The organism is Acinetobacter sp. UBA3132 (assembly GCF_002364825.1).
Taxonomy (GTDB): domain Bacteria; phylum Pseudomonadota; class Gammaproteobacteria; order Pseudomonadales; family Moraxellaceae; genus Acinetobacter; species Acinetobacter schindleri.
This window is the reverse complement of record NZ_DEZM01000059.1, coordinates 1-12,792: the sequence shown is the minus strand read 5'-3', so window position 1 is coordinate 12,792 and position 12,792 is coordinate 1. Positions and strand designations below refer to the sequence as shown.

10 protein-coding genes are annotated in these 12,792 nt (G+C 40.0%); 7 read left to right on the top strand and 3 right to left on the bottom strand.

Annotation, left to right across the window (positions count from 1 at the left end; genetic code table 11):
• Positions 1-95: 95 nt before the first annotated feature.
• Entirely contained in the window at positions 96-1,166 is a 1,071-nt protein-coding gene (locus tag B4033_RS02680) for an OmpW/AlkL family protein (RefSeq protein WP_286831901.1), read from the bottom strand.
• A 250-nt stretch (positions 1,167-1,416) separates the two neighbouring features.
• On the opposite strand from B4033_RS02680, the gene B4033_RS02675 reads away from it, so the two are divergent.
• The gene (locus tag B4033_RS02675) at positions 1,417-1,596 is read left to right on the top strand and encodes a hypothetical protein (RefSeq protein WP_004810533.1); all 180 of its coding nucleotides are present in this window, start codon (positions 1,417-1,419) and stop codon (positions 1,594-1,596) included.
• Between the two features lie 67 nt (positions 1,597-1,663).
• Here the strand turns inward: B4033_RS02675 and B4033_RS02670 are convergent, their stop codons facing one another.
• A complete protein-coding gene (locus tag B4033_RS02670; RefSeq protein ID WP_108675910.1) occupies positions 1,664-3,115 on the bottom strand; it encodes a sensor domain-containing diguanylate cyclase in 1,452 nt (483 codons plus the stop codon).
• Between the two features lie 186 nt (positions 3,116-3,301).
• Positions 3,302-4,090 (bottom strand): A1S_2505 family phage non-structural protein, encoded by a 789-nt coding sequence (locus B4033_RS02665; RefSeq protein ID WP_286831897.1) that lies wholly within the window; start codon positions 4,088-4,090, stop codon positions 3,302-3,304.
• A 384-nt stretch (positions 4,091-4,474) separates the two neighbouring features.
• Here B4033_RS02665 and uvrB point away from each other — a divergent pair, with 384 nt between their 5' ends.
• The 6 genes from uvrB to B4033_RS02635 all read left to right on the top strand — a co-directional run bounded on the left by uvrB (position 4,475) and on the right by B4033_RS02635 (position 12,467).
• A complete protein-coding gene (gene uvrB / locus B4033_RS02660) occupies positions 4,475-6,496 on the top strand; it encodes an excinuclease ABC subunit UvrB (protein WP_008304885.1) in 2,022 nt (673 codons plus the stop codon).
• A gap of 152 nt (positions 6,497-6,648) precedes the next feature.
• A complete protein-coding gene (locus B4033_RS02655) occupies positions 6,649-7,236 on the top strand; it encodes a lipocalin family protein (protein WP_048881537.1) in 588 nt (195 codons plus the stop codon).
• Positions 7,237-7,393: 157 nt separating this feature from the next.
• Positions 7,394-8,299, top strand: a complete 906-nt coding sequence (gene rarD, locus B4033_RS02650) for an EamA family transporter RarD (RefSeq protein ID WP_286831892.1) — start codon at positions 7,394-7,396, stop codon at positions 8,297-8,299.
• Positions 8,300-8,442: 143 nt separating this feature from the next.
• The gene (locus B4033_RS02645) at positions 8,443-10,209 is read left to right on the top strand and encodes a hypothetical protein (protein WP_286831890.1); all 1,767 of its coding nucleotides are present in this window, start codon (positions 8,443-8,445) and stop codon (positions 10,207-10,209) included.
• A gap of 240 nt (positions 10,210-10,449) precedes the next feature.
• Entirely contained in the window at positions 10,450-11,907 is a 1,458-nt protein-coding gene (locus B4033_RS02640) for a glyceraldehyde-3-phosphate dehydrogenase (protein WP_286831889.1), read from the top strand.
• A 185-nt stretch (positions 11,908-12,092) separates the two neighbouring features.
• Positions 12,093-12,467 carry a winged helix-turn-helix transcriptional regulator gene (locus B4033_RS02635; protein WP_004810515.1) on the top strand — a complete coding sequence of 125 codons (375 nt, stop codon included), beginning with the start codon at positions 12,093-12,095 and terminating at the stop codon, positions 12,465-12,467.
• Positions 12,468-12,792 lie beyond the last annotated feature (325 nt).

Here is a 12,792-nt window from a genome sequence, read left to right as displayed (position 1 = left end):
TATTTCAGTGTATTGATTTATTTTAGTAATTATGTAATTTATTAAATTAAAAATAAAAAAGCAGAGTTTAGCTCTGCTTTTAAAATTGAACTGTCTTAGAATCGCATACCAATACCTGCATAGGCCAAGATTGGGTTTACCTCAATATCTGCCTTGGATTCAATTAGTTTGCCGAAGTTATTATCTGTAACTGTAATCGTAGTTTCATTGTTTAAGTGAGCATAAGAGATTGAACCTACCGCAAACCATTTATCATTGAAGTCATAAGTAAAACCTGCAGTGACGACTGGAGCAAAAGCATCTGTTGCTTCAACTTTAACTTTTGGATTAGCGTTTTCATTTGGTGATCCATCTAATGATGCTCCAGCTTTATTATCCAAAATATTAGCAATCATATGACCCGCAGCAATCAGGTCTCTTTCTGTCTGTGGATTAACTTCAAGTTCATTAAAATAAGCATACATGAGGCCTACGCCAATATAAGGACGGAACTTGTTTACGCCAGTTTTACCAAAGTGATACTGGAATTCAAAAGCTGGTGTCCATGCTCGGGCAGAAGCTGCAGGACCATGTGCCTCTAAATCTGTAATAAAAATATCATTGTCTAACTCAATAGAACCGACGATTGGCGAAGCAATTGTACTAAATGGAGCATATATTTTTCCCTTTCCTTGTAAGTCTACTTTAGGTGGAATCCCAGCTTTCATTTCAAAAGAAATATTATCAGTAAAGAAATAATTGGTCATGATGCCAAGCGTAGTGACATCATCTGCCTCTAACCCAGTTCCCGGATTATTCCAGTTTTCTAAACCATAAATATTTGCCGTACCACTCATGAACGCGGGCAATGTACTATTTGGATTCACACCATTAATTAAATCAATTAGCCAATTAGCCAAACCTGATGAGTTTTCTGCACGGTTATCAATAACTGCCTGGGACGAGATTTCTCCAACATCAGATTGAATACCTTCATAAGCAGCTGTACTTACTTTAAACGGCTGTGCTTTGCCTTGCGGCATGACATGTAAAGCCCCCACTGAGACTGAAAAACGTTTAAAGCCCTCGGCTTCCATACTGAAATATTTTGAATAGTCGGCCGCCTGAGTGGTGGAAGTAATTCCAATAAGTCCGGTAGCCATACATATAAAAGTTGATTTTTTCATCTTAAAGTTCACTCCATGAAGTTTAAATGACGGATTGTTATAAGTTCAATTTGGATAATTATAGAGTATTTACTCTACTCTAAAATTGCTTAAATTAAGATAAATGGAATACTTGAGACGTTGTTTTTTTAATCAAAAAATGGTAGCAACATTAAATGAAACATCGTTTGATAACACAATAAAAAGACTTGTTTTTACATCTCGCTCTTTTTTTTTGTACAATAGACTGAGTTATTATTGAGTCAAGCTGATGAGCTCCCCAAATACTCCCAAGAAAAAGCCTTTAGTTAATTTGCCGTTTCCATTGAAGCAAGCTGATCAAGGTGCAACAGATGAGATCTTAGAGGATCTTCGTCCCAAGCCACAACGTTATGCTGATCGAACCTGGATGCCACCACGTGGCACCCGTCGTTCAATGGGAAAACGATAAGTTTTCTAATAAAAAAGCCATGGTTTGACCATGGCTTTTTTATTTATTGATATTTAAATCATTCAACTTACTGAGAAGCTGGCATTCTGCGGTCATTATTTTGGTAATGGCTTCTTTTCTGATGATACATATCTTGATCGGCACGTTTTAGCATGTCTTCAAGACGTTCATCTGCATAGCTGGTGGCATGTCCAATTGACAGGCTGATTGGCTGATGTGAGTAAAACTGGTTATCAACCACTAAAAGTTCATGCAAACTATTGAGACAATTTTGCAAAGCAGTTTGATCCGCACCAGGTAAAAGGACTACAAATTCATCTCCACCAATTCGAGAGGCAGAATAGGGCGTATGTTGAATAAGTTGATTCAGGATGTTACCTACGCGACGTAACTGGTTGTCTCCAGCATCGTGTCCAAGGTAGTCATTTAATTCTTTGAGTCCATTGAGATCCATAAAAATACAGGATACTGGGCGTAGTAAATTACGCTCCAGACGGTTTAGTTCCTGCATGTAAAATGAACGGTTACATAGTTGGGTTAAGACATCATGTCTGCCTAAATATTCCAGATAATGTTCAGCTTTTTTACGTGCGGTAATATCTGTCAGGGCGATCTGAACAATACTCCAGTCATGGAGATAATCAGGAAATACGGTAAATTGAAGCAGGACATGACGGATACTGCCATCCAATGCATAGTTTACGGCTTCACGCTGATGATGCAGATTACCATTCCAAAGCTCAATAAGTTGTTCTTTAAAGGTCTGCACCATTTCTTTCGCAAAGACTTTATGTACATTCTTTAATAGAGCATCTTTGGTTGAGGCGCCGAATAGATCGAGAGTGGCCTGATTGACATCAATGATTCTAATCTCTCTAATGCATTCATAAATAAAATCATGATGTACATCCAGAAAAGTCTGAAAATCTTCAATTCCTAAATCACGTAAATGATCTAGTTTAATTTTAATACGGCTAAAATCCTCGATCCATAATGAAGCCGGTGAATAAATAAAACGAGCTTCAGCCAGATGGCGATTTTGTTCTTCTAAACGACGAGCTTGTGTATAAGCAGTGATGTCTTCAGTAGTAATCAAGAGTAAGGAGAGATCATGCTCATGTTGTGGCAGGACAATTCCTTTCAGCTGAATATCCAGACGTTGACCAGTCAAGGTATAGTTTACTGCTGAATGGGAAAATTGGGTGTCTCCATTCCATAGAGCGACGAGTTCCTGGATGTGGGATTTGCTCATATCCTCTTTGAACACGAGATTCAAATTTTGACTGAGATGGTTAAAGTCATCTGCCTGATAAAGTTCTAGTGTTTTAGGATTGACCTTAAGCAGTTTAATTTTTTTCGCACATTCTAAAATACGTGATTCGTCTTCTTGCAAAAAAGTGAGTAAATCCTGCACCCCTTGAGCACGCCAGAGATCAAATTGTTTTTTTACCTCACTAAAATCTTCAAGCCACATGGCAATAGGAGATAGTTCAAAAATTGGAGAATCCAGCATGTTCATTCAAGCAGCTCAATTTTATTATTTAATTTAATGAGGCAAGTATAAGACCAAAAAAATGATTTTAGAATAATGTGATAATTAAATATTTATCTTGAAATTGAATGCTATTTTTATTAGATCACCTTTTATATTTCACAATAAAAAAGCCAATTCAAGGATTGGCTTTGATTGATACTAAGTCTGAAATTAGAGAAGGTTTCTACGTGATTTATTTTCAGGCTTTGGTGGCGCAATTTCAAGCTTACCATGCCAGACATCTGAAAAATCCTGTTCATTAATATTATACAGTTCGAGCAGTGCCAGAATCACACCACCAAAGACCATTGGACCTTCAGAATTGTTCTGGAAATCGAAAACCTTACCATTCAAATTATGCAGAATGTCCTGAATCTCAAAAACACGATCACGGCCATTACTATCTGTTGGATACATTTGGGTATTCAGTAAAATTTTAGCCAGGCTTTTTTCACTATCGGTCACTGCAAGCACTTCGATCAGTTCATCGGTGGGGTCAGCAAAAATGATAGAGTCACGGAAAATGGTTTTAAGGAATTTTTCATTCAATTTCGGAAGCGGTTTTTCTACAAACGGGCGAAAAGATTGCGGGAAAATCACGTTATGTGAAATCCCTTTAAACATAGGTGCAATTTCTTCTACTTTATAACCTGCAATGCCGCAGCCGACCGAGGTCAGGAAATAGTTATTTTTCGGATGATTCTTGGTATAAATTTTAAAGTCATCGATATAGTGCTGAATCTGTGACAACGGCATTTGTTGCAAATGCTCATTCATTGTAGGAATAGCATAGCTTTGACCAGACCAGCCACGACCAACCCCTTCTACAGCACCAAAGTGCTCAAGCGCTGTTCTTGCGGCACCGCCTGCATGTAGCCCTGCCATATTGCTGCCAAATACAAATACAGTATTTTCTGGCAAGGATTTGACGATGCTTTCATCATGGTATTGGTAAGTCATGGCTTTTGATTCGATATCCTTATTGGTTTCATGTTGCCTTTGAAATTGCTAGGGGTCAAGGCAAATTGTATCTATAAGAAAGCAAAAGTCTCAAGAGAAATTAGAACTTTATGTAACTGAATTTTAGCTATCTTCATAGAGATGTTTAAAGTGCCACTTGTTTGAGTTCTTAAATATTATTAGCTAATTTTTAAATAAATATTTTTGAAATTTAATAAAATATTCAAGGCGGACAAGATGAGATGGAACTGTTTTGTAATCATTCTATTAAGTTACTTATAGACTTCAATTTTTACCAAATAGACACCTGTTTAGGCATTGAGTAATTCAGATTTAACCCCATAATTAGAGCAACAAAATATTGCCAGTGAATTGCCGCCAATTATGTCTGATAAAACCCCTTTCGATTTAGTGACCAGCTATCAACCTGCTGGCGATCAGCCACAAGCCATTGAAAAACTGGTTCAGGGAATTGAGCGGGGCTATAAGAATCAACTATTGCTAGGCGTAACAGGGTCGGGTAAGACTTACACTATGGCCAATGTTATTGCGCGGACACAACGCCCGACCATTGTCATGGCACATAACAAAACCTTGGCAGCTCAGCTCTATGGCGAATTTAAGGCATTCTTCCCGAATAATGCGGTGGAATATTTCGTTAGTTACTATGATTATTATCAGCCTGAAGCCTATGTGCCATCTTCCGATACTTTTATCGAGAAAGATTCAGCCATTAATGATCATATTGACCAGATGCGGTTGTCCGCAACACGTGCTTTATTAGAACGCCGTGATGCCATTATTGTTGCTTCAGTTTCTGCAATCTACGGTTTGGGTGATCCGAATGCCTACATGAGCATGTTGCTGCATGTGGTGGAAGGGGATCGTATTGGTCGTGATGACATTATTCGCCGTCTGGTCGAGATGCAATATACCCGCAATGAACTGGAGTTCCTGCGTGGTACCTATCGTATTCGCGGTGAAATTATTGATATTTTCCCTGCCGAATCGGATCAGAATGCGATCCGTATCGAACTGTTTGATGATGAGGTAGATTCGATCCGCTGGTTTGATCCATTGACTGGCAAAATGATCCGCAAAGTACCGCGTGTGACAATTTATCCAAAAAGTCATTATGTTACACCAAAGGATAATCTGACCCGTGCCATTGAAACCATCCGGGAAGAGTTAAAAGAGCGTCTGGTGTTTTTCCGTGAAAATGACAAATTATTAGAAGCACAGCGTATCGAACAGCGTACCCGTTATGATCTGGAAATGATGCAGCAACTGGGCTATACCAATGGCATCGAAAACTATTCACGTCATTTATCTGGCCGTCCCTCAGGTGAAGCACCGCCAACATTGTTCGATTATGTACCTGATGATGCCTTGCTGATTATTGATGAATCACATGTAACCGTTCCACAGATTGGTGCGATGTATAAGGGTGACCGTTCACGTAAGGAAAATCTGGTGAATTATGGTTTCCGTTTGCCGAGTGCATTGGATAACCGTCCAATGAAATTTGAGGAATGGGAGCGTATTGTTCCAACCACGGTTTATGTCAGTGCAACGCCAGCACGATATGAACTGGAAAAGTCAGAACAAATTGTAGAGCAGGTGGTGCGTCCGACAGGATTGGTCGATCCTGAAATTGAAATCCGTCCAGTGCTAACCCAGGTCGATGATGTATTGTCCGAAATCAATATCCGTAAAGATCTGAATGAACGTGTACTGGTGACGACATTAACCAAGCGTATGGCAGAAGACCTGACTTCATATTTGAAAGAATATGGCGTAAAGGTAGCCTACTTGCACTCAGATATCGACACCGTAGAGCGGGTAAAAATTATTCATGAATTGCGTACCGGTATTTACGATGTGCTGGTCGGGATTAACCTGTTACGTGAAGGTCTGGATATGCCAGAAGTGTCCTTGGTAGCGATTCTGGATGCAGATAAAGAAGGTTTCCTGCGTTCCGAACGTTCGCTGATTCAGACCATTGGTCGTGCTGCACGTAACTTGAAAGGTAAAGCAATTCTTTATGCGGACCGGATTACGGACTCCATGCAAAAAGCAATTGATGAAACGGATCGTCGTCGTACCAAACAAATTCAGTTTAATGAAGAGCATGGTATTGTCCCACGCAGTGCCGTACGTCAGGTGATCAAGGAAATCGATACTGGAGAGGTGCTCGATGATGATCAAATTGATGAACGTATCTCAGATCAGGCTAAAGCTTTAAGTGCGGATGAGCGGCATCTGCTGGCAGATCCAAAACTGTTTGCAAAGCATATGACTAAACTTGAAAAAGAGATGCTGAAAGCTTCTAAAGAACTGCAGTTTGAACAGGCAGCGCGTTTGCGTGATGAAATTCTACGCTTGAAGGCTCAGATGCTGAGTTAAGTAATTGATCTGCCTATGATTAGTTGTGCAAAACTAATCATAAATCTTACATATCGATACACAATCATTCACACGATGACGTTATTGTTGTTACAGATAAAATTTTACAAAAACATGTGGTTCACTCATCTGTGTGAATGAAAGGATACTTTATGACAACCAAGAATTTTTCTCAGGCAAGTCTAAAAATTGCCAAAATTGCGATTGGTAGTGCTGTTCTTCTGGGTTTGGGCGCTACGACCATGGCATATGCGCAAAAAGAGTCATTACCGACTGTGGAAAAAGTTGAACTGGACCGTTATTTGGGTAAATGGTACGAAGTGGCGCGTAAGCCTTTATATTTTCAGAATAAGTGTGACCGTGATGTCACAGCAACGTATACTTTGAATGAAAATGGCAATATCGTGGTTGATAACCGCTGTATTAAAAAAGATGGTGAACAAACCCAGTCAGGGGGTGAGGCATTTGTGCAAAATCCACCCCAAAATACCAAATTAAAAGTCAGTTTCTTGCCAGACTTCATTCGCTGGATTCCTGTCGGACGTGGCGATTATTGGGTCTTGAAACTGGATGAAAACTATCAAACCGTTCTGGTCGGTGAGCCTAAACGTAAATATATGTGGATACTCTCACGTGACCCGCAGTTGGATAAAAATGTAGTGAATGAATATTTACAATACGCACAGTCAGTCGGTTATGACCTGAGTGATGTGATTCACACCAAACAAACTGCGCGCTAAACTCAGTTTATCCTCAAACCATGCTTCGGCATGGTTTTTTTATATTTATACAATCAGAAGCTACACCTTGAAAATTTATCATTCGATCAAAGAATAGAGACAAGTATTCTTGAAGACATCCCGATATAATGCGCGCAAAGAGATTTTGGGGTAGTGAATGTATAAAGGGATCGCGCTGTCAGTGCTGGCGTCACTGGTTTTTGGTGTGCTTTATATTTTCACGCCTTTTCTGCAGCCACTAGACAGTGAGCAAACCTTTGCATGGCGTATGTTGGCGACCCTCCCGTTTCTGACGGCGTTTATGTGGTGGTCAGGTGATCTCAATCATATCGGCAGTATTTTTAAGCGAATTCTACAGCAGCCGACGTTTCTGATCTGGTTAATTATTAGCTCTTTACTTTGTACAACCCAACTCTGGTTATTCTTATGGGGGCCGATTAATGGTCGCGGCCTGCAAGTGTCGCTGGGTTATTTCCTGTTGCCTTTGGTGATGGTTCTGGTTGGCTGTGTGCTCTATAAAGAAAAATTGTCTGCCTGGCAGATGGCGGCGGTGGTTTGTGCGGTATTGGGCGTGGGACATGAAATCTGGCGGATTGGTTTTATTGCCTGGGAAACGGTCTATGTGGCTTTGGCTTATCCACTGTATTTCTTCCTGCGCCGTCGCTTTGGTACGGATCACTTGGGTGGATTCTGGTGGGACTTGTGTCTGATTCTGCCAGTGGCTTTCTATCTGGGCTTTGTACATAGCGATTCTCTCAAGCTAATGGTCAATTTCCCTCATCTCATCTTGGCAGTGTTGGGTCTGGGTTTCTTAAGTGCTTTAGGCTTAGGTAGTTATATTCTGGCAAGCCGTTATCTGCCTTTTGTGATTTTTGGTCTGCTGAGCTATCTGGAGCCAGTGTTACTGGCTTTTGCCTCGATGGCACTCGGAGAACGGGTGGAATCTGGAGAATGGCTGACCTATATCCCGATTTGGTTGGCAGTGATGGTGCTGATTGTGGAAGGAATATTGCATTTAAAACAGCAGCAGTTGAAAAAAGATGAACTTGAAAAAAAAAGCTGAAACGTTGGAAAAATTCAAAAAAAATAATGAATAATGCTATTTGCATAAGTGTGATATTCGTCAGATAATTTTGACGTAAATGTTATCTAATTCATGTACCATTTTGTTTAAAAGAATGTTCGTTATATTTAAAGGGGATAAACATGTCACAGATTGCGATTCCATATCAGTTACGTGCACGTTTATCCCAACTGGAACCGAGCCTCGATTTAGAATGGGAGCGGGAGCTTAAAGCCGTTCTGGCAGATATCTCTCCTGAGCTCAAGGAAAGTATCGATTTTCAGATTTTAAAGCCAAAAAGAATTCTCTGGGATCAGGAAACCAATCAATACCGTTATCAGGCTTATCATTCGGTAGAAGCTTTAAGCCAAAAATTTCTGAATGACCGGATGTGTTATTATGCCAGCACGTTCGGTCTCTCTTTGAAAAGCCTGCTCGGGTTAAGTGACAGCTTGCAAGTTGCAGACTACCTGGAAAACGTACTCGAGCAGATTGATAAAATTGAAGTCAATGAAAACTTCCAGATGCAGCGTGAAAAGCTGGAACTACGTCGTACTTTCTTGTTGAATGCTGCTGAAATTATTCGTGGTCTTCAATTACAGCCGGTCGAAGGCGTACGTAAGCTCACTGAACAGCAGGTTAAATGCTTCATTATTGAAGTGTTTATCAAGCAACAGTTGTTGGGCTACTGGTATAAACCTTTATTAAAAAAACAGACTGCGGAAATGCAACATCCGCTATTCCGTTATTTTCTGATTAAAGAACAGCAAATCCGTCATTTTGATATTGTCCGCACTTCACAGTTTTTATTTATCGTTGCGCCTGTGATGGATGTACAGCAAAACCCGTATTCTATTCGTCGCTTCCTCATAGAAGAAAAAGGTGCATTAGAAGGTCAAGTTTATCTGAATATTCTGGTTCTGGATCTGAAAGAGGATATGAATGAAGAGGTAGTAGAGACACTGAAATCCCAGCTGCAGCGAATGGTAACCTTGCAGAGCCAGATCCATCTGGACGTCAGGGACATTGTACATAATCTGGAGCAGGTCTCTGAACTAAAGTTATTACCTCTGCTGGTCGAACCGGTTCAGGTGGTTGAAAAGAATGCCGATGTTGTGGCGCAACGCTATTTGAAGCAGTTGGAGGAAATTCTGACGCGGGAATTGCTGCTGCCAATGCGGGATGCGATTCGTGATCATTTATCGCATATTGAAGAGTTTGCTTATCTCTATTTGCATGTACATAAAATCTTTACTGAAATTTTAGCCTATTACCGGGACTTCAAAGCTCAGCCAGGATTTATGTTTAATTCCTATATCCAGAATTTCGAATATAAGTTATTGGCATTTATCCGTTTGCTGGAAAAGCGTAAGGGTGAAACCTTTATTCCGATGAACCGGAATGAATGGCAGGTAATGCATCAGCGTTCCGAGCAGCCGATTAAAGATATTCAAACCACGATTGCCGATAATGTGCAGCAATATCGGGATCTGAAAAAATATATCAATACGCTGAACCGTCAGAAAGCCGAATATGAAAAAAAATCCATGCTGAAAAAGCTTTGGCGTAAAGATAATTCAGATGAGGCAATAGAAATTGCACTGAATAAATTGCAGCAGTTAAAACGTAGCATGTTCCTGGAAATTATTCAGGTGCCAAGAACCCATGAAAACAGCAGTGTATTTCTGGAATTTGAAAGTTTGCAAAGTTTCCAGAAAGTTGAGCGTCACTATGCCTTTCCTTGTGGGGATAATGGTCTCACCCGGTTACCTGTACTGATTCATTTGCCAGAAACTTATGATGATTTTGATGTAGAAAACTTTAATGCTTCTATGAGTCTGGATATGAATTTTTCAGCAGGCAGCAGGCTGCAACTGGATCATGAAAATGCAGTTAACTTCGAGATTTAGATTTGTGTGAATAAACAACATTTAACAAAAATCTGGTTTAGAGCTTGAAAAGTATTATTTTTCGATTTTTAAATGCAAAATCATCTAACTAATTACAACTATTTTTAAAATTTATAGTGAATATAGGTCTTTTTCCTCAGGACTTTGGCAGCTTTTGATTCAAACTTGCTGCCAATTCCATTACAATTATGGGGTTTTGAAATTTATGCTTAGATTTACAATTAATTAGAGGACGTATCTGTGAGCAAAGACATTATCGTTGCCCTCCATGCAGAGCACCAAGGTCGCTGGAAAAACCGTGAAGAACTCGCGGAGCGTATGATTGCCCTAGTAGGTCAGTTATATCGTGAAAAAAATATCGTAGCTACAGTTTACGGTCGCTCTTTAATTAACCGTTCTGTGATCCAGATCCTTAAAGCGCATCGTCGTACTCGCGTATTGGACGTTGAGCTTTCTGTTGTAGACACTTTCCCAATCCTTGAAGCATTGGCGAAAATTGAAAACATCGGTACTGCTGAAATTGATCTAGGCAAACTTGCTGTTGAATTCAAAGCAAAAGGTGGTGATGTTAACGCATTCGTTGCTGACGCTGTGAAATCTCTTGAAGGCAATGCAACTTCAGTTGAAGGTAAGGACGTTGTACTTTACGGTTTTGGTCGTATCGGCCGTATTCTTGCACGTTTGATGATCAGCCAGTCAGGTCTAGGCCGTGGCTTGAACCTGAAAGCAATCGTGGTTCGTAAATCATCTGACGGTGACCTGGAAAAACGTGCATCATTATTACGTCGTGACTCCATCCATGGTCCATTCGCTGGCACGATCTCTGTAGATGAAGAAAACGAAGCAATTATTGCAAACGGTCAGTTCATCAAAGTGATCTATGCATCTAATCCATCTGAAGTGGATTACACTGCATACGGTATCGAAAATGCACTAGTAATCGACAACACGGGTAAATGGCGTGATGCTGAAGGTCTTGCTCAACACCTGAAATGCCCGGGCGCTGCGCGTGTCATTCTGACTGCACCTGGTAAAGGTGACATGAAGAACGTTGTATATGGCGTAAACCAGGCTGACATCCTTGATGAAGACAAAATCATCTCTGCAGCAAGCTGTACAACGAACGCGATCACTCCAACACTGAAAGTGTTAAACGACAAGTACACAGTGATCAATGGTCATGTTGAAACAGTTCACTCGTTCACGAACGACCAGAACCTGATCGACAATTACCACAAAGCTGATCGTCGTGGCCGTGCTGCTACACTGAACATGGTAATTACTGAAACTGGTGCTGCTAAGGCCGTTGCAAAAGCGCTTCCAGTACTTCAAGGTAAACTGACAGGTAACTCTGTACGTGTACCTACACCAAACGTATCTCTTGCGATTCTTAACCTGACTTTGGGTCAAGAAGTTGATCGTGATGAAGTGAATGAATATATTCGCCAAATCTCTATCAATTCTAACCTTCAAGGTCAAATTGGTTATACCAACTCGACTGAAGTGGTATCTTCTGACTTTATCGGTTCACGTACTGCAGGTGTATTCGACGCGCAAGCGACTATCACTTCAGGCAACCGCTTAACTGCTTATGTTTGGTACGATAATGAAGTGGGTTATAGCTGCCAGGTATTACGTATTGCTGAACAAATGGGCGGCGTAAGCTATCCAAAAGTTCCTGCTGAAACTAATGCATAATTAGTATTGAGCTGAAAAAAGGGCCTCATTTGAGGCTCTTTTTTATTGCATATTTTTTAGGTTTAATTTTTGGATTGAAATGGAATATTAATTTGAATATTACCTTGCTGATGAATTCTTGATCTGATAACTTTCTAAATGAAAGTACATGCTGAAAAGTAAGTTTATAAATTAAGAGAAATATTATGTCAGCTTATGAAACCAGTAAATTGCTGGGTCAGGTTTTATCAACGGAATGTCCTTCACGTGAAATACTGGAACACTTAGCCAATAAATGGTCGATTCTGGTGTTACGTTGCTTAAGTGATGGCGTACATCGTTTCAGTGAGCTGAAACAGCGCATTGAAGGGGTGAGTGAAAAGATGCTGGCCCAGACTTTAAAAATGCTGGAGCAGGACGGGTTCATTTTAAGAACAGTCTATCCTGTTGTACCACCAAAAGTGGAATATCAGTTGACCATTACCGGTTCACAGGCCGCAGAAAAAATAAATTATCTGATTGGCTGGTTAGAGCGTAGTCTGCCGGAGATTTTAGAAAATAAAGAACGTGTTGCAAAATAGAAGCTAAATTGCTTTTGGGGAAGCAATAAATGAAAAAGTTATAAAATTTGGTTGCTACTTTAATTGGCAATCTATGGGATTTTATGTGCGATCAGTATTGCTCTTTATGAGCTGATACAAATTTTTGTAGAAGATAAGTCTACCGCAACAAATCTTTTGATTTGGTCGGCGACAATGTTTGCACCTATAGAGGTGTTTGTAATTTATACAAGTTGAAAAAACAAAAAAGTACAGAGCTTATATTTCAACAATATAAGTATATTGATGCAATTAATTAAGGTGGAGAATAAATATAATATATTGAAAAATATAGTTTTAGTTGGTG